Origin of the sequence: Corynebacterium sp. ES2794-CONJ1 (assembly GCF_025660615.1) — a bacterium.
Lineage (GTDB): Bacteria > Actinomycetota > Actinomycetes > Mycobacteriales > Mycobacteriaceae > Corynebacterium.
This window is the reverse complement of record NZ_JAOTIM010000002.1, coordinates 171,897-193,735: the sequence shown is the minus strand read 5'-3', so window position 1 is coordinate 193,735 and position 21,839 is coordinate 171,897. Positions and strand designations below refer to the sequence as shown.

General features: G+C 53.8%; 22 protein-coding genes. 19 read left to right on the top strand and 3 right to left on the bottom strand.

All coding sequences use genetic code 11. From position 1 onward, the window contains the following. The first annotated feature begins 61 nt into the window (after positions 1-61). From rplQ to N7326_RS03230, 4 genes are all read left to right on the top strand, one after another. Positions 62-502, top strand: coding sequence for a 50S ribosomal protein L17 (rplQ, locus tag N7326_RS03245; RefSeq protein WP_259077301.1), 441 nt, complete (start codon positions 62-64; stop codon positions 500-502). Positions 503-600: 98 nt separating this feature from the next. Further along, entirely contained in the window at positions 601-1,455 is an 855-nt protein-coding gene (gene truA / locus N7326_RS03240; RefSeq protein WP_259077789.1) for a tRNA pseudouridine(38-40) synthase TruA, read from the top strand. A gap of 173 nt (positions 1,456-1,628) precedes the next feature. Continuing rightward, positions 1,629-2,948: a type VII secretion protein EccB gene (eccB, locus tag N7326_RS03235; protein ID WP_263088130.1), complete on the top strand. Its 1,320-nt coding sequence runs from the start codon at positions 1,629-1,631 to the stop codon at positions 2,946-2,948. A 125-nt stretch (positions 2,949-3,073) separates the two neighbouring features. Further along, positions 3,074-3,532 (top strand): TIGR02611 family protein, encoded by a 459-nt coding sequence (locus N7326_RS03230; RefSeq protein WP_263088129.1) that lies wholly within the window; start codon positions 3,074-3,076, stop codon positions 3,530-3,532. Here N7326_RS03230 and N7326_RS03225 read toward each other — a convergent pair. After that, positions 3,529-4,680 (bottom strand): S8 family serine peptidase, encoded by a 1,152-nt coding sequence (locus N7326_RS03225; RefSeq protein ID WP_263088128.1) that lies wholly within the window; start codon positions 4,678-4,680, stop codon positions 3,529-3,531. The genes N7326_RS03230 and N7326_RS03225 overlap by 4 nt on opposite strands. Further along, complete coding sequence (gene eccD, locus N7326_RS03220) at positions 4,677-6,101, bottom strand: type VII secretion integral membrane protein EccD (RefSeq protein ID WP_259158023.1); 1,425 nt, start codon at positions 6,099-6,101, stop codon at positions 4,677-4,679. Before eccD ends, N7326_RS03225 begins: the two co-directional genes overlap by 4 nt. Before the next feature lie 407 nt (positions 6,102-6,508). Here eccD and eccCa point away from each other — a divergent pair, with 407 nt between their 5' ends. The 11 genes from eccCa to N7326_RS03165 all read left to right on the top strand — a co-directional run bounded on the left by eccCa (position 6,509) and on the right by N7326_RS03165 (position 17,622). After that, positions 6,509-10,156: a type VII secretion protein EccCa gene (gene eccCa / locus N7326_RS03215; protein ID WP_263088127.1), complete on the top strand. Its 3,648-nt coding sequence runs from the start codon at positions 6,509-6,511 to the stop codon at positions 10,154-10,156. Beyond that, a complete protein-coding gene (locus N7326_RS03210) occupies positions 10,156-11,235 on the top strand; it encodes a type VII secretion-associated protein (RefSeq protein ID WP_263088126.1) in 1,080 nt (359 codons plus the stop codon). The genes eccCa and N7326_RS03210 overlap by 1 nt, the downstream gene beginning before the upstream one ends. A 117-nt stretch (positions 11,236-11,352) precedes the next feature. Beyond that, complete coding sequence (locus N7326_RS03205) at positions 11,353-11,667, top strand: WXG100 family type VII secretion target (RefSeq protein WP_263088125.1); 315 nt, start codon at positions 11,353-11,355, stop codon at positions 11,665-11,667. Positions 11,668-12,461: 794 nt separating this feature from the next. Continuing rightward, a complete protein-coding gene (locus tag N7326_RS03200) occupies positions 12,462-12,749 on the top strand; it encodes a WXG100 family type VII secretion target (protein WP_259077291.1) in 288 nt (95 codons plus the stop codon). 43 nt (positions 12,750-12,792) lie between these two features. Then, on the top strand, positions 12,793-12,930 hold the full coding sequence (locus tag N7326_RS03195) for a hypothetical protein (protein WP_259077289.1): 138 nt from the start codon (positions 12,793-12,795) through the stop codon (positions 12,928-12,930). Positions 12,931-13,261: 331 nt separating this feature from the next. Further along, positions 13,262-13,705: a 50S ribosomal protein L13 gene (gene rplM, locus N7326_RS03190; RefSeq protein ID WP_259077288.1), complete on the top strand. Its 444-nt coding sequence runs from the start codon at positions 13,262-13,264 to the stop codon at positions 13,703-13,705. Beyond that, on the top strand, positions 13,702-14,226 hold the full coding sequence (gene rpsI, locus N7326_RS03185) for a 30S ribosomal protein S9 (RefSeq protein WP_259077286.1): 525 nt from the start codon (positions 13,702-13,704) through the stop codon (positions 14,224-14,226). Before rplM ends, rpsI begins: the two co-directional genes overlap by 4 nt. Positions 14,227-14,443: 217 nt before the next feature. Then, complete coding sequence (gene glmM, locus N7326_RS03180) at positions 14,444-15,790, top strand: phosphoglucosamine mutase (protein WP_259158031.1); 1,347 nt, start codon at positions 14,444-14,446, stop codon at positions 15,788-15,790. A gap of 224 nt (positions 15,791-16,014) precedes the next feature. Continuing rightward, a complete protein-coding gene (locus N7326_RS03175; protein ID WP_259077282.1) occupies positions 16,015-16,320 on the top strand; it encodes a hypothetical protein in 306 nt (101 codons plus the stop codon). After that, a complete protein-coding gene (locus N7326_RS03170; protein WP_259077281.1) occupies positions 16,310-17,401 on the top strand; it encodes a hypothetical protein in 1,092 nt (363 codons plus the stop codon). The genes N7326_RS03175 and N7326_RS03170 overlap by 11 nt, the downstream gene beginning before the upstream one ends. A gap of 56 nt (positions 17,402-17,457) precedes the next feature. Continuing rightward, the gene (locus N7326_RS03165) at positions 17,458-17,622 is read left to right on the top strand and encodes a hypothetical protein (RefSeq protein WP_259077280.1); all 165 of its coding nucleotides are present in this window, start codon (positions 17,458-17,460) and stop codon (positions 17,620-17,622) included. On the opposite strand, the gene N7326_RS03160 is transcribed toward N7326_RS03165, so the two are convergent. Then, positions 17,619-18,467 (bottom strand): dienelactone hydrolase family protein, encoded by an 849-nt coding sequence (locus tag N7326_RS03160; protein ID WP_259077279.1) that lies wholly within the window; start codon positions 18,465-18,467, stop codon positions 17,619-17,621. The two genes, N7326_RS03165 and N7326_RS03160, sit on opposite strands and share 4 nt — an antisense overlap. 189 nt (positions 18,468-18,656) lie before the next feature. Here N7326_RS03160 and alr point away from each other — a divergent pair, with 189 nt between their 5' ends. From alr to tsaB, 4 genes are all read left to right on the top strand, one after another. Next, a complete protein-coding gene (alr, locus tag N7326_RS03155; protein ID WP_259077278.1) occupies positions 18,657-19,775 on the top strand; it encodes an alanine racemase in 1,119 nt (372 codons plus the stop codon). Between the two features lie 42 nt (positions 19,776-19,817). Beyond that, the gene (gene tsaE, locus N7326_RS03150; protein ID WP_259077276.1) at positions 19,818-20,309 is read left to right on the top strand and encodes a tRNA (adenosine(37)-N6)-threonylcarbamoyltransferase complex ATPase subunit type 1 TsaE; all 492 of its coding nucleotides are present in this window, start codon (positions 19,818-19,820) and stop codon (positions 20,307-20,309) included. A gap of 166 nt (positions 20,310-20,475) precedes the next feature. After that, a complete protein-coding gene (locus N7326_RS03145) occupies positions 20,476-20,952 on the top strand; it encodes a hypothetical protein (protein WP_259077271.1) in 477 nt (158 codons plus the stop codon). Between the two features lie 119 nt (positions 20,953-21,071). Then, on the top strand, positions 21,072-21,827 hold the full coding sequence (gene tsaB / locus N7326_RS03140; protein ID WP_259077270.1) for a tRNA (adenosine(37)-N6)-threonylcarbamoyltransferase complex dimerization subunit type 1 TsaB: 756 nt from the start codon (positions 21,072-21,074) through the stop codon (positions 21,825-21,827). The last annotated feature ends 12 nt before the right edge of the window (positions 21,828-21,839 follow it).

The window sequence follows — 21,839 nt, the reverse complement described above, 5'->3', positions numbered from 1 at the left end:
CCAGCTTAAAAAAATTATCTGCTGGGTGCGCCCAATCACACCTGTCAACGAGGAGAACCAAATGCCTACACCAAAGAGGGGCGCCCGTCTCGGCGGTTCTGCGAGCCATCAGAAGCACATTCTGTCTAACCTCGCAGCTCAGCTGTTTACCCACGGCGCAATCAAAACCACCGACGCCAAAGCCAAGCTGCTTCGTCCATACGCGGAAAAGCTGATCACCAAAGCGAAGTCCGGCAGCATTGCCGACCGTCGTAACGTGCTCAAGCTCGTCAACAACAAGGACGTTGTTGCTCATCTCTTCGATGAGCTCGCACCTCAGTTTGCTGAGCGTACCGGCGGTTATACCCGCATCATCAAGCTCGAAAACCGTAAGGGTGACAACGCTCCTATGAGCCAGATCTCCCTCGTCCTCGAGGAGACCGTCTCCGCTGAAGCGAACCGCGCAGCGCGCGCTGCAGCGTCCAAGGAAGCTCAGGCCGAGGAGACCGAGGCAGAGAAGTAATTTTCTACCCAGTCTTTACAAACCCCACCGTGCAGATCCACTCTGCTCGGTGGGGTTTTTCGCTGCTGATAGCTAGCTTTGCTACGGTATAGGGCGTGATTGAGAACCCCACTACTCGCATACGCCTCGACCTCGCCTATGACGGCACGAACTTCCACGGGTGGGCCAAACAAGGAGATTCCTCGCTGCGTACAGTGCAGAAAGTTCTGGAGGATAATCTCGCTCTTATCATGCGACGCCCCATTAACCTGACCGTTGCGGGTCGCACCGATGCAGGTGTTCACGCCACCGGCCAAGTGGCTCATTTTGATATCGATCCTCAGGCTCTTAACACCAGAAGTCTCAATCATGACCCCAAAAACCTTGTCAGGAGGTTGGCGCGCCTGCTGCCAGAAGACGTGCGTGTCCACGATGCTTCTTATGCTCCCGGAGGTTTCGACGCCCGTTTTTCAGCCCTGCGACGCCATTATGTCTATCGTCTTAGTACTCACCCTCGCGGTGCGCTACCCACTAGGCGATGCGATACCGCGCACTGGCCCAAAAATATCGATGTCCATGCCATGCAGCAAGCCGCTGCTGAGCTCGTGGGACTTAATGATTTTGCAGCATTTTGTAAATTCCGGGAAGGTGCCACCACCATCAGGGACTTGCAAGAATTCACTTGGCACGATATCTCCACACCTACTGAACCACATACCTTTGAGGCACATGTCAGCGCCGACGCTTTTTGTTGGTCCATGGTGCGCTCCTTAGTGGGATGTTGCCTCGTTGTCGGGGAAGGTAAACGCCCTGCTGGTTTTGCTGCCTCGCTGCTTGCAGAATCCTCTCGATCATCACAAATACCCGTGGCTCCCGCCCGTGGGCTCACCCTTGTCGGGGTGGATTATCCCGAAGACTCTGCCTTAGGAGAACGTGCAGATATGACGAGACAGAAGCGCGTCAAGCTCGATTGATAGGAAAATGTGGCCCCAAAGCCCTTCACGGAGCCCTCAGCATCTACTAAACTGACAGATACTACTGTGGTTATTTGAACAGACCGCCTAACTGAGAGCGTGGGGCTCGACGTGTGGGGGTCACGGGCAATTATTCTGGCTGCCTAAAATAAGAAAGGTTTGAATAACCTCTGATGGCAGTTACTCCGACCACGAAAGCCCAAGTTACTGGGCATAAATTTCTGTGGCGCCGCGTTGAACACGCACTGATCCTCGGTGATGAGCGCATGCTGCATGATCCTCTAGGCAGGCGACGACGGTCTGTACTCTTTGGTCTCGCCGCTACCGTATTAATCGCCATATGCTCGGTTGCCTTGGCGTTTTTTCGCCCTGCCATCGATCCAGGGCAAGCGGAATTGATTCGCGCCGATAGCGGGCAGCTGTATATGCGCATGGAGGACCATTTGCACCCGGTGGCGAATCTCACCTCCGCGCGACTTATCCTGCAAGAAGCTGTCGAACCTGTCAGTAGTAGCGACCAGTCCCTCTTTGGGTTAGCCAAAACTACCCCCATAGGAATCGTAGATGCCCCCGCTCTCTTCGCACCCCAGCAGGGCTCGCAACCAACCTTCGATGCGATCGCTTGCCATGAGATACAGCCACCGCATCAACGCCTAGACAAGGGCAGGGATATGCTGGTGGTGATGCTCAGCCCGAGCGAGCGGGTGAGCGCGACTTTAAGACCGATCGTCGATAGGGAAACTTTCTTAGCCCGTACCAGTTCCGGCGACTTCCTCATTAGCGAACAGGGTCGTTTGCCCTTGTTGCCAGATACTAGCCCCGAGGGGCGAATGATGCGGCGTGCTTTAGGCATTGAGAATGCCACACCACTGTGGTTTGCTGCCGATGCCATGATAGACGCCATCGACGAAGTTCCACCTTTCCGCGACTTTGATATCAACACCGTGCTCGGCACCGGTTTTGACTACTGGGGTGAAAAGGATGGAACCATCATAAGACTGAGCCCAACCCAGGCAGAATTGATCATGGCCAAAGGGATTGAGTATCGCCAAATCCCCAACAGCGAACTGCGTAACTATACCGATAGAGTCGGTTACTATATACCGCTTCCTCCGACACGCCCAATCCTCATAGACCCAGCGGAATTTATGCCGTGCATCAATAGCACAGGTCAGCTTCTCATTCCGAGGCAGCGAGACCCTGATATGATGCTCTCACCGTCTTTCGGATCACGCGTGGATCGACCCTCGCAGGGTTCTACTCTTAGCTATATCGGGCCAGGCTATGCGCTTGCTGTTGATACCGGTTCAGGAGTGCATATTATTTCTGAAACTGGCAAACGGCATGGACTTCGCTATCCCGAAATGATAAAAGAGCTCGGCATCGACTCAACAACGCCTATGAGCTGGGAGTTGCTTTCCCTGCTCCCTGAGGGGACTCCGCTGAGTCAGGAGGCCGCGCTCTCCGAAGTTATTCCGCAACAAAGCCCGTGACGCGCGGGTGAAAGGAGAAAATTCCCCCCAAACTGTCCGTACATCTAACTATCGCGGTATGATTGCTGGCAATACGCGGGAAAACTAAAGTCCCCCGTACGTCGGGAAGGAGAATGGCGCGCTTTATGGCAATTCAAACGCCTGCGGTTGAAACCCCAGAGAAACCGCATACCACTCGCGATCAGGTACGCGCCAAGATACACGCGATAACTTTCCACCACGAGCGAATGAAGACCCGACGATTTGGTTTCTTGGTTCGCCCGCTTGTTCTCATTGCGGGCTGGGTAGTTGTCATCCTCGGCCTGGTGACCATTCCTTTTCCAGGGCCGGGATGGCTCACGGTATTCGTGGGCATAGGAATACTTAGCCTCGAGTCCCACTTGGCCGGCCATCTTTTGGGGTGGGCTATCGGCCTCTATGATCGATTCTTTCAGTGGTATCGCTCAAAACCTCGAATCGTTCGCTACTTTCTCATCTTTCTCATCTGTTTAGTGGCCTGGATCATGGTGGGCTCAACTGCGGTAACCATGTGGAGCTACGGCGCTTTGCCTGCGCTCGATCCAGTGATGCAGTATATTATCTAAGTTCGCATCCTCGAATAGGCAATGGTTAGCACCAAAATCAGGCTGGCCAGTACCACGAGCCAGCTCGAAGCCAAGGGAATGGACGATTGGTGGCGTCGTGGTGCGGCGATAGCGTGAGCGGCTGGTGGTGTTGAACTGACTAAAGATGCTTCATCCTCTGGAAGGCGATAGTCTAAGACCCTCGGGATATCAATGGCGCCGCTAGTAGGATCAACACTGGATATGACAAGCTCGCGCAATTCTCTCGCCGTCGCGGTAGGGTATTTCTGGCGTAACAGCGCAAAAGTTCCACTAATGAGCGGGGCAGCAAAGCTTGTTCCCTCGAAAGACTGTACCGAAGACGCAGACTGCTCGATTCCGCTCGCGAGAAAGCCTCCCGAATTTGACAGCGCCGCGAATACTTTCCCCGGGGCTGCAACCTGAGGTTGGGAGGATTCTAGGGAATAAGCAGCATGATGATAAGGATCCGAAAGAGCCGCAACTGAGACTACGGTGGGCATAGCCGCTGGCACAATAAGTGAGTCCGGCGTACATTGAGCATCTTGATTACCGGCCGCGGACACCACCACGATATTCGCCTCCTCCGCGCGGTTGAGTGCCGCTTCCAGGCCAGAGAGATCAACAGAAAAAGGCCCTTGGGGGATACAACTGACCACAGAAATATTGATCACATCGACCCCCTGATCAACGGCTACATCTATAGCCTGGCTCAGGGTAGCCAACGTGCCACCAGCATCGCGGTGATCGCTCATCTGTTTAATAGAGACGATGCCGGCATCGGGCGCCACCCCTACGATCTCGTCTTGATCCCACCGTGCCGCAATAATGCCGGCCACAGCCGTTCCATGAGCATCGCAGTCTTCTAAAGCATCTCCAGACTCAGGGTCGGCTATGACACTGCCCCCCGATGCTAGATTCGGAAGGCGTGGATGGGTACTAACTCCAGTGTCGATCACGGCGACTCGGGTGCCAAAACCGGTAGCAAAAAGGTGGGCGCGGCGATACTGGTCTGCTAGCGCTGCCTGTTGTTCCAGTGCCGCTGAGTTTGCTGGGACCCCTTGGGCGCACTCAGCGGCTGCTGATGGAAGGAGCAAGACTGCGAGTGTTCCCCATGCACTTAAACCGGCAACAAAGGAGGCTATTTTCATAGAGCCAAACCTCGTAGGAGGCTAAAGAGACCAGCCGTTTGCAGTGCTAAGGGAAAGATCGCTGCGAGCGCCAGAAGTTCAATGCGCTCTAGCCACACCACCACCGTGGGTTCGAGAGTAGAGATCTTATCGGCCATACTTGGGGCCGCCACCATCATGAGCGCGAATATCAAGGCAACAATGCTTAAGCTTGTACTTGAGAGCAGAGCCGCTAGCGGAAGCAGTGCGAAACCTGCGAGGTGCGCAGGTATCCACAGTGCCCAGATTTCAAGGGAAAAACGATGCCGGTGGGCGTGTAAGATCAGCGCCAAGCTGAGCGCGAATATCAGCCAGAAATGGAAAATACTCAGATCGAGGATTTCCCGCAGACCAAGGATCAACAGGCCTAAGGTTGCTAAGCTCAACCAACTTCCGATAGCTATCAGCATGCCCGAATACATGGTGCGCGCATGTCGAGTGCGGAGGGGGCTTTCTTCATAATCCTTATCCGCTATATCAAGCGGCTGCCCAATAGTTGGAAGTAAAGGTACCCGCAAGCCCGCGATTTTGGCCAATATTTGCGGCCCTGCGGCGAGCATAATCACCATGACGACGATGGAGACACTCAAGCCATGACCTAACCACACCATCGTGGGGTTAAGCGAAACCAAGATACCCGGCGAATACACAAGGCCTCCCAACCCTAAGGAAAATATTCCAAGGGCATAGGCGACTGTGAAAACCACATATCCGCGAGCTGGAATGAGCAGTTGCATGACTGTGGCTACCACAACGACTGTCAAGGCGGCAGCGGCTAGGGAGAGAGCCCACCCGCGCGCAAAATCAGTGGCAGTTATACCCTCAACAAGCAAGTCTGGGCTCAATAAAAGCTCGCTGCCACCTACAGCGATGAGGGCAGATACAGCGGTGAGAAGCGAGATAAGCGGAATAGCTATATGAAGCTTCGCCCATATGCTCATACTGCCAAAAATTCCGGCTACGAGTAATAAGGTGACCGCTAACGGAATCGGCAAGGGCAGTAGAAAAGCTCCACCTACTAGACTAGCTGCCCCGCTGACCGCCGCGAAAGTAGGGGTATGAGCAGTTCTGAGCTCTTTCGGGGCGGCGGCCGCTAAAGATTCCGCTGCATCGCGCACTAATGGGGGAGGCGTGGCAGTAGCGTTGCGGATAATCATGACATCGCCGTGGCTGAGCCCCAGCGACTTGAGGGGAGCGTGCATATCGAGGATGATCCCCGCAGCTGTCAGAACCTGGTAACGCCCTGGGTGAGAATGGATATGAGCGAGATGGAAAATCTCTGCCATCATATCGCTCAAGCTACTCGAACCCGGTAGGTAAAGATCGATGTGTTGAGGATTATCGCCAAGTTCAATCCGAATAAAGCTGCGAATACTCTCGGTATCTCGAAGGGATGAATTCATCTTAGGGGCGCACTCCTTAGGGATAAGTGGGGGAGAAAATTAGGGATAAATGAAGGGCAAAGTACTTAGTTTTAGACTGCGGTTGGCTCGTATCGGTTCCCCAGGGAGCAGACGAGGTCCAAGCTGAGAGAATGCTCAGAAAATGGGGGTGCGATATGGGGTTTATTTTCGCAAGGGCCTTACGGGCGCACAGCAGAGCTACTAAGGTTTTGATTGCTTTCCACGTGAGGTGAGAATGCAGCGCGACGGTAGGGATGCCGTCCGCGCGCTTAAGCGATAGGGCGCATAAGGATCCTGCCCTTTCGTGTACTGCCAAGGCTTCTAGAGGGGTTATCGCGCTTATAGGACAGAGCGTTCTATAAGCGATGAGGAAAACGTCGATACCTACCCGTCCTAAGGAGACCGCCATGGCCCCGCCTCGTTTTAGTACCGTCGTCGCCCCTATCAGCCTTAGTGAGCGGGACGCCATTCCACCACTTCCCACTCAAGCACTAGTCCCAGACCCTGTTCCAGCGGCTACCAAGCCTAAACCCATGCCTGTGATGCGCATTGTTATGCCATTAGTAATGGTGCTTGCAATCGGCGCCATGGTTGCTCTCATGGTTATCAATGGCGGCACCCTCAACCCAATGATGCTCATTTTCCCCATCATGATGCTCATGGGCATGCTGATGATGTTTAGCCCACAACCAGGAGAAGACACAGATGAAATCCGCCGCAGGTATTTGCGTCATTTGAGCACCCTGCGTACCCAAGCGGCACACAATCACCAGGCCCAGCGGCTCAACGCCCTTCATGAGCATCCCGCACCAGTAGATCTGTGGAACCTTCTGGGCACTAACCGGATGTGGGAACGTAACGCTTATGACCCCGATGCATTAGCGCTACGTATAGGACTGGGGGAAACAACCCTAGCTACCCCCATCGAACTGGACGACCAAGGAAATATCGAGGATCTAGATCCGGTATGCGCAGTCAGCGTGCGACATATGGTTAAAGCGCTCTCGGTAGTCCCCGATATGCCCATCGTGGTGCAGTTGCAGGCTTTTCGGGCGCTCGATATATCTGGCTCCCAAGCGCACGGGCTGCTCCGGGCCGTGGTGGCTCACCTCGTTACTTTCCACGGCCCGGATACGGTAGGGATTGAGCTTCACGGGGAGACCTTTCGCAGTTGGGCGAAATGGCTGCCGCATACTCATCCGGTGGCGGTGGAAAAAGCAGCTGAGAAAATTCTCATCCTCGATAATAAGGTGCCTGCCTCGAAGGTAAAGGAACTGGTTGCGGCTCGGACGTGGACCACAATTATCGCAGTGAATTCGCAGGATAAAACTCTCAAAAAGCTCGCCGACGATGATGGTTTGGTCCTCGAGGCACGAAGCAAAGATCTCGTTGCTCACACCGAGGCTGGCGCTGAAGCACTCGGGGTGGCTGACTATATGGGTCTGCGGGAAATGACTCAACTAGCTCGAAAACTCAGTGCCTATCGACGCCCCGATGCCGCAGGTAGTGGCGGTTCCCAAGACTTTTTGAGTTTGCTCGGTATTGAGGATATTTCTGCCGCAACGCTGGAGAAATTATGGCAACCGCGAGGAGCGCGGCGATTAGCGGTGCCCGTAGGCGTCGATGATGCGGGAGCGCCGTTGATTATTGATATCAAAGAATCAGCGCATGGTGGTATGGGCCCGCACGGATTATGCGTCGGCGCAACGGGTAGCGGTAAATCGGAGCTATTGCGCACCCTTGTTATTGCCCTAGCAGCCACTCACTCTCCAGCGGTTCTTAATTTTGTATTGGTGGACTTTAAAGGTGGTGCCACCTTCTTGGGTATGGATACCCTGCCGCATACCTCTGCGGTGATCACGAACCTAGCAGAAGAGTCCGTACTCGTGGAGCGGATGCACGACGCTATATCGGGGGAAATGAACAGGCGCCAAGAACTGCTGCGTACTGCAGGGAAATTCAGCAATGTTGATGAGTATAATGCAGCCTGCTTAAAAGACGATTCCCTAAAGCCTATCCCCGCATTAGTCATTGTGCTCGATGAGTTCTCCGAACTTCTTGGTCAGCATCCAGATTTCGCGGATCTTTTCGTTGCTGTTGGTAGGCTCGGTCGCTCCCTTCATATTCACCTCCTGCTAGCCTCGCAGCGGCTGGAAGAGGGGCGGCTACGAGGGCTTGATTCGCACCTTAGTTACCGGATTGGGCTGCGGACCTTCTCAGCGGCGGAATCGCGGCAAGTATTAGGGGTACCAGATGCCCACCATCTCCCAAGTAAACCAGGAGCGGGCTTTATGAAAACCGATGCCGATCGCCTAAAAAAATTCCAAGCCTCCTATATCTCAGGCCCATGGATGCGCCCCGACTATTCTCAGAATCTCGATCAACTCGATTGTCGTGGTGTTCGAATTTTTGATGGATGGGAGTACCCTCAGGAAGAAAAAGTTGAACTCCACGTGGCAGATCCGCGCGGCACTATAGTCGACGCCGTCATCGAAAGTGCCCAAGAAGTCGCACATAAATACGATCTCTCCGCGCACCGCTTATGGCTGCCACCCCTCCCCGAAGAACTGCCAATTGCCCAGGTAGCAGGCCCGCAACCGTTCTTGCATGCCGCTGTAGGCTTGATCGATCGCCCTTATCACCAGCGCCAAGACCCGTTCATTATCGATTTCACCGGTTCCAAAGGGCACCTCGCCCTGGCTGGAGGTCCCCAAACCGGCAAAACCACAGCTTTACGCACAATCATTACCTCCCTTGCAGTCACCCACTCCACCAAACAGATTCGGTTCTATATTCTCGATCTGGCAGGTAAGGACCTTTCGGATATCACCCTAATTCCCCATTGTGCGGCCGTGGCCCACCGCGGTGACGTGGAGAAGATCAACCGGATCGTCGATGAAGTCTTAGGGTTTATCGATGCCCCAGCTCCAGAACATACCTTCCTCGTCATTGATGGTTGGCACACAGTAGGTAGTGATTACGAGAATCTTCTAGCCAAACTTGGCCGCATCGCTGCCGATGGACTTGCTGCCCGCGTGCATCTGGTCATCTCCACGGCGCGATGGACGGCATTGCGCCCGGCCATCAAAGATCTCATCGCCAATCGTTTGGAATTAAAAATCAGTGAAGCCTTAGATTCCGTCATCGATCGCAAAGCCCAATTAAGTACTCCCGACCTCCCCGGACGTGGGCTTAATACCGCAGCTGAGAGTATCCTTTTTGCGCGGTCTACTGCCCAAGATCTCGCGCATATTGCCTCCGTTACTAAGGATCAAGATCATGTGCGGGCCCTTCAAATGCTCCCTCAGCATTTATCGCTTGATTCACTCTTGGTACCGGCCACGGGTTCTCATGCTCGTACTACCGAGATCGTCCTCGGTATCGGTGGCGCCCGTCTTGAACCAATAACCTGGGATACCAACCGCAGTCTGCATGTACTCTGCTTCGGATCCCAAGCAAGCGGTAAATCCACAGCACTGGCCACAATCATGCGTGGCATATGCCAGTTGGGAGCAGAGAAAGCGCGCATCGTCCTCATCGATCACCGTCGTCATCACCTTGGCACCATTAAACAAGACATGCTTGCTGCCTACTGTGCAAGTAGCGCGAGCACGGAGCAAACAATCGCGGCAACGGTGGTTACCCTGAAATCTAGATTGCCCGAAGCCGATATCACTCCAGCAGAGTTGAAGGCTCGCTCATGGTGGCAAGGCCCTGACATCTATCTTGTCATCGATGACCTCGAAGTTGTTGCCGACTATCTGCTCCAACCACTCGTTGAATTGCTGCCCCACGCTCGCGATATCGGCCTTCACGTGATCATCGCTCGGAAGTCCGGTGGGGTAGTGCGCGCCCTCTACCAACCGTTGTTGAGTGAATTAAAGGACCAATCCCCTCTCTGTCTCATACTCGACGCGGACAAAGACGACGGTCCCATTCTCGGAATTAAACCTCGGGCGTTGATCCCAGGTCGAGCCACCATGGTGCTTCGCGGACATGATAGCGGATTAATTCATATCGCGGAGCCCGAACAGGAAACCGATAAGGAGCAATAATGGACGACGATGACGTATCTGGTGCCCCCACCCCACGCCCACCAGACAGCGATCCAACGGTGGAGATAACCGTTACAGTCCTCGATACTGCCACCATCTTTGAAGGTCCAGATACAGTTTACCGCTACGATCTCACTGTCGGCGGAGTCATAGATGGTACCGCGACTAGTGCCATCATAGATCAACTGCGTGCTATCGCTGGGCAATCGTGGCCCCATATCGCCGTGACGATCGATGCCCCGCGCCGAGTAGTTGATATGCTACGTGTGGCCCTGGATGAGACCGGAGTGCAAAAAAGCTCGCCACCACCGACATCTCCTGAGCGCTCCAATCCTTTGAATATTCCCACTGAGCGTGAAGTCAAGAGATCGAGTTCTCAGAGCCTCTGGCGGCCCAGTAGGAGGGCCCTTATGTGGAGTGGGCTGAGCATACTATCGGTCATCGCACTCCTGGGCCTGGGATCGCTAACAGCGTTTATCCTCCATAACTCACGCGCCCAGGCTCCCGACCCCCTTGCAGCAACTCCTACTAGCTCTGCGATGGAGACTTTATCTAAAGACCCGATGGCCGATCGTGGTGCAGCCGAAGAGGTAGAAGAGTCTTCTAGGAATCGAGAGAGAATTTTTGAATCTGATTTGCTGAATTCTGCCTTGATCTCGGTCGTATTGCCGCCAACTTTCACTATTGAGTTGCGTCGAGAAACTCCCGATATTCTCACCGCGACTGGTCAAGACGAGAATCTGCGTGTGCTCATAGCCGCTGATCCTCTCTACGATGCTGATCCTGAGTTTGTGCGCCAGGAATTGGAGCAAGAGGCAAGAGAAAACCCCACGTTCACCCTCCTGCCGCCTAGCCAACAACCGCATCAGGGGGAGGTTCGCTATATAGAGGAACCGGGCGATGGATCTCATGCCCAGTGGGTGGTCTGGATTGAAGGCGATTTTATCTACTCGCTCGGCTGCCACTCCCGTTTCGATCTCAAGCTCTCCCAGCAGGCAGTGTGCGCCAAGGCTGCTGAAAGCCTGACAGCGCGAAAAAAAATTGATGCACCCAAGGGAACCGTAGAGACGCTGCTGTAGTCCTATCTTTTGTAAGTGCTTAAAACCGCAAGCGATCTGGCTCGGTAACACTAAGCCTTTACCCCATGGGAACCACGTTGGAACCCCCACCACCCCAATCAATGGAGGATATATCGAATGAGTAATCTCTTTCGCACCGAATCAGACGTCATGGTCGCTACAGCCGGCCGCGTCGACGATACGAATAATGAAGTTCAATCCGAGCTCAACCGGCTCCGCGGAGTCGTTGACTCAGTACGCGGATCATGGTCGGGCACCGCTCAAGTAGCCTTCGACGGCTTAATGGAACGATGGAATACCTCGGCGCTTGAACTTCAAAAAGCGCTCAGCAGTATCAGTGGCAATATCCGCTCCAATGCTCGAGCGTTTGAAAATGTCGAAGCCGATAACGCCCAATCACTACATAACGTTGGAGGCGGGCTCAACCTCTAAATGCTTAAGCCTCCCCACCACATAGCTTGCGCAGCTTAAATATTTCGCCCCGCGTTCAGCCATAGTAGTGGCACACTGCGTGCCTCACAGTAGAAATAAAACACCACGAAAACCTAGTGGTGTTGCGTTGTACCAAAACTTAATAGAGCACGATTGTTGAGCCTATTATATTCTTGCGACCTCTCAACCTATCGGGCTGCTCACTGGTTAGAGACCCCAATGATCCCCGCCTCGATCTAGACACGTATCTGTATCTGATTAGAGGTTGTTGTAGCTCTCTAACCACTGATAAAGCTCATACCTTAAAAGAGCCTGCGGTTTATGTTGTTTTCCTTCGACATATGGCAGCTGAAACCACCAGCAGAACATTACTTCCCATCACCTCACCGGCCTCTGCTTTTCAAGCTCAGGCTTTCGATAACATCCTCAAGGGTAGTAGTGAACTCAACTCCATCTCATGTCACGATAGGTCACTGTTTCGAGGGCGATTTTTTTATATTGTCTCTCCAGTCGATGTCATATCAGCATCCTTGGACAAAGTTGCCGAGAAGGCGCTGGGAGTTAAGGGTTTCAATTCCGGTATATGAGCACCCCACGAGCTCAATCAACTACCAGAACTAGCCGCTTGTATATGACAGTGGAATCCGTCTGCCCCTCGCAGATAGGGATCACCCACGAAGGATACTTTTTATGACAGTCGTGCTCTATGTCCTTAACCAAGTGGTTTTCTAGAGCGATTGTTCTAGGTCGTGCCACTTTTCGCACAGCTCATTCTCATTGAAGGAGAAAAAATAATGGATATGATTAAATACGGCTTCGGCGAAATCGAAGCGGCCTCAGGCGATATTCAGGCCACCTCAGCTCGCATCAATGCTTTACTCGATGCCTTGAAATCTCAGATACAGCCCATGGTTGCTAGCTGGGAAGGCGATTCGGCCGCGGCCTACCAGCACGCTCAGCTGCAATGGGACAAGGCTGCTGCCGAACTCAATACCGTGCTTGCTACCATCGCACAAACCGTACGTTCCGGTAATGATCGTATGGGTGAAGTTAATAAGCAAGCCGCAAGCTCCTGGTCCTAAAACCGCGATGTGTCAGTTACAGGGTAGAGGCCCTTAAAAAGTAATGCCAACGAAGATCTCTCCCGACAAACCCCTGATGATTGAGAGTGATCCTCTTAATAAGCGCGCGGAACCGATGACGATAGCTGTGGTAGGCCCAATCGAGGAGAATTCCGCCCAAGGGTCGAGCGTGAAGCTCTGAACCTGTTGCTGACCATCTCAATCCTGCACCAAAGCACAGGGCTCTATGGCCTTATGTATCGGTGCAGGATTTTGGCCAGGTGTGGAACGTCCGCTAGAATTGGCCCTCTGTGTGTCTTCTCGCCGCTAAGACAAACGCCACGTAGCGTCAAATCTTGGAGCGGAAGAAAAAGCTTATATCACTGGGTCTCCACCGGCCGCCAGTGATGAGGGCTGAAATGAGGGTTGAAACTTCTACAGAATTAATGCGGTAGAAGGTGTCCGTTTTCCAGCTCTGGAGTTGCACATATTTTTGGCTGGCAGTTCTAGACAGACTTTAAAGGAGTCAATAAGTGTCTACTTATCACCCAAAGGGCGGTGACATAACCCGCAAGTGGTATGTTATCGACGCCACTGACGTGGTTCTGGGTCGCTTGGCTGTTACCGCAGCCGACCTACTCCGCGGCAAAGGCAAGCCTCAGTTCGCACCCAACGTTGACTGTGGTGACCATGTGATCATCATCAACGCTGACAAGGTACATATTTCTTCTAATAAGCGTGACCGCGAGTTCCGTTATCGCCACTCCGGTTACCCAGGTGGTCTGAAGACCATGACCCTGGGTCGCTCGTTGGAATTGCACCCGGAGCGCGTAGTCGAGGAATCCATTCAGGGCATGATGCCACATAACCGTCTTTCCCGCGCTTCCGTAAAGAAGCTTCACGTCTTCGCTGGCCCTGAGCACACGTACGCTGCTCAGAAGCCAGAGACCTTCGAGATTAAGCAGGTGGCACAGTGACCGATCAGAATCTAAACGACACCACAGCAGCCGACCTCGCCGCAGCTCAAGCAGCGACTGAGGAATTCACCACCACCATCGGAGAAGCCGTTGCTCCCGAAGCTGAGGCTGAAGTTGCTGCTCCCGTCTTGCACGAAGGCCCTATTCAGACCGTTGGTCGCCGTAAGCGCGCCATCGTCCGGGTTCGTATGCAAGTGGGATCCGGCCAGTTCATCTGCAACGGACGCACCCTGGAGGAGTATTTCCCCAATAAGCTGCACCAGCAGCTGATCAAGGCTCCACTGGCCTTGCTCGATCGCGATGGTCAGTTTGATATTCACGCCAACCTTGTTGGCGGTGGCCCCACCGGTCAGGCAGGCGCATTCCGCCTCGCCATCGCCCGTGCGCTCAATATCTACAACCCTGAGGATCGTGCAGCCCTGAAGAAGGCTGGCTTCCTCACCCGTGACGCTCGTGCTGTTGAGCGCAAGAAGGCTGGTCTGCACAAGGCCCGTCGTGCCCCTCAGTACTCCAAGCGTTAATATCTGCTCGATTTCAGTACAGATATACACAAGCCGCTCTTCTTTGGTCTCCAAAGAAGAGCGGCTTCTGCTCTATCGGAAACTTCGCCAACGTGGCCATATTTTTTTGGTTTAGAGACTAAAGAATCGAATCATCGCGGTTTTTAACTACGAACTTTCTATATTCACGACTATCCTGAGAAGGATTGCACAAACCTGGAAAGGGGTTATTTCACCTATGACTCGACTCTTCGGCACGGACGGTGTCCGCGGGCTCGCCAACGAATCACTGACCGCCCAGATGGCCTTGCGTTTAGGCCAAGCAGCAGCAGAAGTACTTACGTCAGAGCACCGCACCTCAAAACGTCGTCCCACCGCGGTGATCGGGCGCGACCCCCGGGTTTCGGGCGAGATGTTGGCTGCTGCTCTTGCTGCCGGCATGTCTAGCCGAGGAGTAGACGTTCTCCGGGTCGGTGTCTTACCAACACCTGCGGTGGCGTACCTCACCGGATTCTATGGAGCTGATATGGGTGTGATGATTTCGGCGTCCCATAACCCTATGCCGGATAATGGCATTAAATTCTTCTCCAAAGGAGGGCATAAACTCCCCGACGAGGTCGAAGATCTTATCGAGCGCACTATGGAGTCCCTGCCAGAATCTGGCCCGACTGGTCATGGTATTGGACGCGTGATCGAAGAAGCTGTCGATGCAAAAGAGCACTATTTAGCGCATCTAGCTGAAGCTATGCCACGGCGCCTCGATGGTCTCAAGGTGGTCGTCGACTGCGCCAATGGAGCCGCCTCAACGGTCACCCCGCACGCCTACCAGGCTGCCGGAGCCGAGGTCATCGCCATCTATGACCAGCCGAATTCCTATAATATTAACGATAATTGCGGCTCAACCCATATCGACAAAGTACAGGCTGCAGTGCTCGAACACGGTGCCGATTTAGGCCTAGCCCACGACGGCGACGCCGATCGATGCCTTGCCGTCGATGCCACGGGCGCCCTGGTGGACGGGGATAAGATCATGGCTATCCTAGCGCTGGCTATGAAAGAAGACGGCGAACTACGGAAATCTACTCTCGTAGCAACAGTCATGAGTAACCTCGGATTAAAGATAGCCATGGAGGATGCCGGTATCACCGTACGTACCACCCAAGTAGGCGATCGTTATGTTCTCGAGGATCTCAATGAGGGTAATTTTTCTCTCGGTGGCGAACAATCCGGCCATATTGTCATGCCCGATTACGGCACTACGGGGGATGGCACACTAACCGGTTTGGCCTTGATGAGCCGCATGGCGGAGCAATCGAAAAGCCTCGCTGAGCTCGCCCAAGTTATGACAACCCTGCCACAAGTCCTCATCAATGTGCCCGTGGCTAATAAGGCCGTCATCGCCGACCATCCCAAGGTCATTGCGGCTATCGCTGAAGCGGAAGCCGAGCTCGGGCGCACTGGTCGAGTTCTCCTCCGAGCCTCCGGTACGGAGGAGCTTTTCCGGGTGATGGTCGAAGCTGCCACGAAGGAAAGCGCCGGACGCATAGCCGGCCAACTTGCGACAGTGGTCGCCCAGGTCTCCTAAAACCGCTCGGATATGATAGAGCCGCAAACGAAACTCGGGCTCGCGTGCACTTGGATGGACGCGTGGGGAAGCGAATAAAAAAATCTCTCACACAGGGAACCGCTCGTATATGAGAACAGTCTGATCTTCCAGCCAACAAATATTTCTTTTCGGCTGGGCGCTCAGTATATTCATCAGCGTATACGCGAGCCCAGCTCCTCTAAGGAAAGCGGGATAGTGAGTATATGCCTAGGGATCTACAACTCAGCATCGAGCTCAGAGACCTCATTCACCAGCGCGCGACCTCGGCTCACTCTGCTCTTGACTTACTGCCGGAAGCCCCCGTCGACGATGTGCTTCCGCACGCCTTGGGCGAGTACTTTATCCCCGAAATAGAAAAGCTTCGATCTCACTACCAAGAAGTCTGGCGGCGTCGGATAGCGGCACGTCGCACGGTTGCCGAGCAATTAGACGCCCTTTATGATCACACTTGTACCATCGTTGATGTTGATGAGACCATAGCCCGAGAACTGCGAGCTCATGATGAGTAGCTTTTATGTGCGCTTTATGGTCTCAGTCCACCAATTGATTGCGGCAAGCGATGGCAAAATCAATATTGCTCCCAATGTGCAGTCGCGTCTAGGTCTCAGCCTCGATTCGGCGGAGAGTTGGCAACCCGCAAGCGTTGTAGCTGCGGCAATACGCATCGCCCAACCTCTCAATTCTGGGATAGACCAGATAGATCATCACCTCAACACCGAACTGTGCGCGAGTGGCTTGACTACACACGCCCATCAACTCACAGCAGCTTATCGAGGCATATCCGCAGCAGACACCGCCGCGCAGCATATCAACGAGCACTCTCTGGCGGCTTTGCGCGCAGCAGATATCATCCACCAGCATGCAATCAACGGGATCGCCAGTGTGGTGGAGGATTTTGAAACTTTCAGCAGTTCCCTAGCAGATACCCTCAGTCGAACTGATCTAGCTCGCGAAGCGATCGACTACGCAAGCCTAGTCACTCAAGGCCGCGAAGCTATTGAGGCTAGTGCGCACGCGATTATTCGCATCTGCACTCTGCATGATAAAAAAGTGGGAGAAATCCTAGGCCACCTCTTAGAGAGCGTGGATACGGCTATGCACCCCGGAGGTGATGTGCCAGGCGCCATGGAAATATCTTCTTCCCAGCCCGACCCTCCGGTGGTCACCGATTCCAGCGGGGGACTTTTACTCTCAGCAGCAAATCTGGATTCACCGGTGGTGTCCCTCATGAATACAATCGGTGCCAATCTCCACCGCTCTATGGTGGCGGCTCAAGCCTTCTGCCAAGCGAGCCACACTATTATTGAGGTATTGGCAGATATGATAGAGCACTCGCTGCCAACTACAGACCAGGTAGTAGCAGCCACTCCAGTGGCTGCTAGTCCTTTAGAAGAAACGCTGGAGCTTAGTTCGCAGCACCAGACCCCACCAATGGCTGAACCGAGTTCACCTATCGAGGCCTCACCTCGAGCTACAGTCGACCCGGAGACCCCAATTACTATTCAGCCCGGCAACGCAGAGACGGTTTTTCAACCAGACAGCGAAGTCTCGGGGCTAGGCCGTGGGCTCCATAGCTCTGGATCTTGGTAGCTCGTATGGGTTATGACCGTTTTATTGCAGAATTCCAAGAAGAGAACTCTCGAGCAATGAGCGAATTTGAAAAACGTATGGTTCAAGCTGCAGCAGAGGTCGCCCGAATTCGGGCGCAGCACCAGCAAGAATTACCAGCGCACACCGAGCATGAAACAAAAAGCGCGCCCTCCCACCAAAGGGGTAAAGCGCGCAGTATCCTCAGGCCGGTGCGATTTTAAAATGGCATCTCAAGGCCGCGAGGTTCAGTTAAATCGGCACGTTCTTTTAATTCCGCAGCATCAAAGGTTCTCATACCTGTAGCCTCGGCATCCTGCTCTGTAAAACCTGAGAGCTTACGATCCTCATTGAGGGTGGCCAGCAGATAGCCCGTGATAAAACCGACGATATTCTCACGCCTCTTAGCCTCTTTCCCCAAACTAGAGAAGAGACGGAAGTGAGCATTTTCATGCAAAGTGGTGTGTGAAGCATCCTCCCACTCGCGGTAGAGACAGGAGTCCTTCCACGCTTGTGCCACAGCCGGGGCATTTCCGTAATCCAGACCCGGGTAATCGCCACTACCGATAACCAAACCAGAGGCTGGCACATGTGGCGCCGCCAATTCAGCAGCAGGGGATACTTGAGCGGGGTACGCTGCCACCACACTCTTTAAATCCTCATGACCAGTGGCTGCTAATACCGCCGCACCGGCTCCCATGCCATGACCGAAAAGACCCAAGCGCCCAGGAGCAACGGTAATATTTCCGGCCCCGAGACGAACGCCCACTAATACCTGGAGAGCGGTTTCCAAGTCGGCCGCGAAACCTTGGTGGTCAGGATTGATACCTGTCTCAGTATCGGGCGCAACCACCACGATTCCCCAGCTAGCAAGGTGCCTGAGGGTAGCATGGTAGTGGCGAGAGTTTTTCAGCCAGTCATGGCCAAAAGCGATGCCAGGTAGAGCTTCACCCTCGGCTGGGCTATAGACCTTGCCAGGTAAACCTGCATAAGAGAGATCTCCCACGAGTACGTGGTTCGGGCCTCTGCGGGAGTATTTTTTAATCTTTTTAGTTAAATTTACGCTCACGAAGTCAAGGGTAGTCGAAAATGCTCGCTGTGTTGGCATAGCGTGGTGATATATGCCCTCGATCACGAATTAAGCAAGGGTAGAAGAGGGGAACCTTCTGGGTACCGAGGTGCTGCTGCCATTAATATTCTGGCGCCCTAGCCGTGGAGAAGGTGCTTGGGGGATAGGGAAAGTGGCACAATAAATCCCATGGATCTTAATTCGGTGGTTGTTGATCTAGCTGCTATCGCCCATAATACTCACACTCTCAAGGACCTCGTCGCTCCTGGGCAACTGATGTGCGTGGTCAAGGCCAATGGCTATAATCATGGCGGCATCGAAGTTGCTCGCACCATGAGCGCCAACGGTGCCGACCAATTCGGGGTAGCTACTATCCAAGAAGCCCTTGAGCTACGCAGAGCCGGCATCACCCAGCCCATTTTAAGTTGGATATGGTCCCCGGAGGGGCCTGTTGTCGAAGCCATTGAAAATGATATCGATCTTGCTGTCTTTTCCATCGAAACGGCCGAAGCGATCGCAGCCTTGGCTCGTCGCGGGGTAAGAAATACCCAGTCGACGGTGCGGGTAACCATAAAAGTTGATACCGGTATGCATCGTTCTGGCCTATCTATTGATCACATACCCGAGGTGGCGCGGCTATTACATCAAACCGAGGGTGTTGATGTCACTGGGATGATGAGTCACCTGGCTGCCGCCGACACCCCCGACGACCCTTTAAATGATGAGCAGGTCACAGCTTTTCGGAAAGCGATCGCGCTGGGGCGCTCTCATGGTCTCACCCTGGGCACCAACCACATCGCGAATTCTGCTGCTCTACTGAGCCGAAGCGATTGCCTTTTCGATATGGCCCGCCCAGGACTTGCACTCTACGGTGCCAAACCCTTTCCCATGCCGGAATGGCGGCTGTGCCCAGCTATGCGCTGGGAGGCCAAAGTATCCGTGGTTAAACCGGTGAGCCGTGGAGAGGGAGTGAGTTATTCCCATACGTGGCATGCCCCTGCCGATGGTTATATCGCAGTTATTCCCATTGGGTACGCTGATGGCTTGCCGCGCCGGCTACAAGGCAGCCTAGAGGTAGATATCAATGGCCGCCTTTACCCGAATATTGGACGCATTTGCATGGATCAGTTCATCATTGATCTTGGCGGTAATGAACACAGGGTAGCTGTAGGGGATACAGCAGTTTTGTTTGGTTCCGATACTCTCGATGTTGACCACGTGGCTGAGCAGTGGGGAACGATAAATTACGAAGTGATCTGCAGTCCAACGGGTCGAACGAGCCGCCTTTATCGGGAAGCGAGTTCCTAAGTAATAACCGGTTGAAGGTGACTATCGAAGGAGATTAAAAGAATGCTCAAGACTTTTCCCCAATCAGGGAATATCCGCCTGGAAACTGCAGCTGATACCCAGGAGTTCGCTGCGCAACTCGGTGCTGCGGCAGAGGCGGGCGACGTCATTATTCTCGACGGCCCATTGGGTGCCGGGAAGACGACGTTTACCCAAGGTCTTGCTCGTGGTATGCAGGTAAAGGGCCGTATTACGAGCCCCACCTTCGTCATCGCGAGAGAACATCGATCGCTAATTGGCGGGCCTACTTTGATCCACGTTGATGCTTACCGATTACTCGGTGAGGATCCTCATGCTGTGGATGCTCAAGGGGCCCTAGATTCCCTTGATCTAGATACTGAATTGGATCAGGCTGTGGTGGTGGCCGAATGGGGCGGCGGTCTTATTGAGCAATTGGCTGATAGCTATCTCTTTATTTCATTTGATCGCGAGACCGCCGTGGTAGAAGATCCCACCTCTCAAGCTCGCTATATACGGTGGCATATGGTTGGTTAGGTGCAGTGCTAGCCACTGAGCCACAGCTAGCCGCAGAGCCAACGGTCGTTTTTAGGGGTGAGTTTCGTTCGCGCTATCACCGCGTAGGTAGAATACAATGAGCTGAGACCACTTCGGTGGGGCACTAACCGCATGTATACAGGAGATAATCGAGAACATTATGGAAATGACTGCAACTATCCGCAATATTATTGCTGTCGCTATTGCGATGATCGTCATTGGTTTTGCCGGCATTATTACAGCAAGCTATGTCAGCCATGCTGCAACGGAGCAAGTTGGCCCCTTGGAAAAAGCCGTCAAGACTGTGGATGCTGCAGGTCTTACCGTCACCGGCATTTCTCCTTATGATGTTTACGGTTCGGACTACCAAGTGGCAGCCATTGTATGCCCAGGGGAAAGCCGTTCCTCTGTTGCTGAAAAATTCAATGTAGACGAGTCCGAGCTCCAAGGTCTTCCGCGCCGCCCCATCAAGGAGGGCTACAACTATATGCTTGTGGGTTCTCAGCTGGGCGAGATTCGCACCGAGCGTCTTGACCGCGACCTTGTTGATCTTTGCCAAGTAGCGACCCAACCATTCCAGGCCCAAGCGATGATCCCATTAGTTAAGAGTCCTGCTGGCGCGTGGACTATCGCGGCGCAATAACCTCGGAGACTATATTATTTTAGTCCTGTGGCCCCAGCTCTGTTAGAGGAAGCTGGGGCTTTTGTCGTGAAATGGGCACAGGCTCGCATCCTGCGATGGGGGTGACTACCCTTAGTCTGGTGTTAGTACTAGCAATAGATACCGCGACCGAGAACCTCGTTGTGGGAGTAGTGCGCACCGATCAATCAGGTGTGCCAAAAGCTCTGATAAGCGAACGCATTGTTGATGATGCCCGCGCCCACAATGAGATGCTGGTTCCCACTACTCTCGAGGTTTTAGATGAGGCAGACTTAAGCTTTGCTGATCTCGACGTCATTGTGACAGGAACTGGGCCGGGCCCCTTCACGGGCTTGAGGGTAGGAATGGCGACCGCCCAAGCCTACGCTGATGCCTTAGGAATTCCAGCAATTGGGGTACCCAGCCATGAGGCCCTGGCTCATCGACTGTTCTCTCAATACCCCTCTGCTGCGCGTATCGTGGTGGCCACGGACGCGCGCCGTAAAGAAATTTATTGGTCATCTTTCCGCCTCCTGGAGGGGCGTATTCAGACAGTAGCGGGCCCAGAGGTATGCCGCCCCGAGCAATTAGGGCAGCCACAGCCGGAATCTGATCTTGGTTTCACAGATATTGACCTGCTCTCAATCCCTGAGAACATTGCACCGCACTTAAACGCTGCCTATAAGGGCGTCACCCGTGTGCATCTCCATGCAGGCGCACGTGATCTGGTGGCCCAAGCAGACCTGAGTGGATTAGAGCCATCTGGTGCTGTCAGGACAGCGCCGCTGGTCCCATTATATCTTCGGCGCCCCGACGCTAAGGAGCCTAAAAAAGTGCCGCTATCGAAAGCTCTTTCGCCACATTTTAAGCGCATATGATGGTCCATACCC

What these genes read in the sequence shown, in the direction of transcription:
- N7326_RS03230 (WP_263088129.1), top strand. Translation starts at nt 3,074, where the DNA reads ATGGCAATTCAAACGCCTGCGGTTGAAACCCCAGAGAAACCGCATACC.
- glmM (WP_259158031.1), top strand. Translation starts at nt 14,444, where the DNA reads ATGACTCGACTCTTCGGCACGGACGGTGTCCGCGGGCTCGCCAACGAA.
- N7326_RS03225 (WP_263088128.1), bottom strand. Translation starts at nt 4,680, where the DNA reads ATGAAAATAGCCTCCTTTGTTGCCGGTTTAAGTGCATGGGGAACACTC.
- N7326_RS03170 (WP_259077281.1), top strand. Translation starts at nt 16,310, where the DNA reads ATGATGAGTAGCTTTTATGTGCGCTTTATGGTCTCAGTCCACCAATTG.
- eccB (WP_263088130.1), top strand. Translation starts at nt 1,629, where the DNA reads ATGGCAGTTACTCCGACCACGAAAGCCCAAGTTACTGGGCATAAATTT.
- eccCa (WP_263088127.1), top strand. Translation starts at nt 6,509, where the DNA reads ATGGCCCCGCCTCGTTTTAGTACCGTCGTCGCCCCTATCAGCCTTAGT.
- rplQ (WP_259077301.1), top strand. Translation starts at nt 62, where the DNA reads ATGCCTACACCAAAGAGGGGCGCCCGTCTCGGCGGTTCTGCGAGCCAT.
- N7326_RS03210 (WP_263088126.1), top strand. Translation starts at nt 10,156, where the DNA reads ATGGACGACGATGACGTATCTGGTGCCCCCACCCCACGCCCACCAGAC.
- N7326_RS03205 (WP_263088125.1), top strand. Translation starts at nt 11,353, where the DNA reads ATGAGTAATCTCTTTCGCACCGAATCAGACGTCATGGTCGCTACAGCC.
- N7326_RS03200 (WP_259077291.1), top strand. Translation starts at nt 12,462, where the DNA reads ATGGATATGATTAAATACGGCTTCGGCGAAATCGAAGCGGCCTCAGGC.
- alr (WP_259077278.1), top strand. Translation starts at nt 18,657, where the DNA reads ATGGATCTTAATTCGGTGGTTGTTGATCTAGCTGCTATCGCCCATAAT.
- N7326_RS03175 (WP_259077282.1), top strand. Translation starts at nt 16,015, where the DNA reads ATGCCTAGGGATCTACAACTCAGCATCGAGCTCAGAGACCTCATTCAC.
- tsaE (WP_259077276.1), top strand. Translation starts at nt 19,818, where the DNA reads ATGCTCAAGACTTTTCCCCAATCAGGGAATATCCGCCTGGAAACTGCA.
- eccD (WP_259158023.1), bottom strand. Translation starts at nt 6,101, where the DNA reads ATGAATTCATCCCTTCGAGATACCGAGAGTATTCGCAGCTTTATTCGG.
- N7326_RS03145 (WP_259077271.1), top strand. Translation starts at nt 20,476, where the DNA reads ATGACTGCAACTATCCGCAATATTATTGCTGTCGCTATTGCGATGATC.
- N7326_RS03195 (WP_259077289.1), top strand. Translation starts at nt 12,793, where the DNA reads ATGCCAACGAAGATCTCTCCCGACAAACCCCTGATGATTGAGAGTGAT.
- N7326_RS03165 (WP_259077280.1), top strand. Translation starts at nt 17,458, where the DNA reads ATGAGCGAATTTGAAAAACGTATGGTTCAAGCTGCAGCAGAGGTCGCC.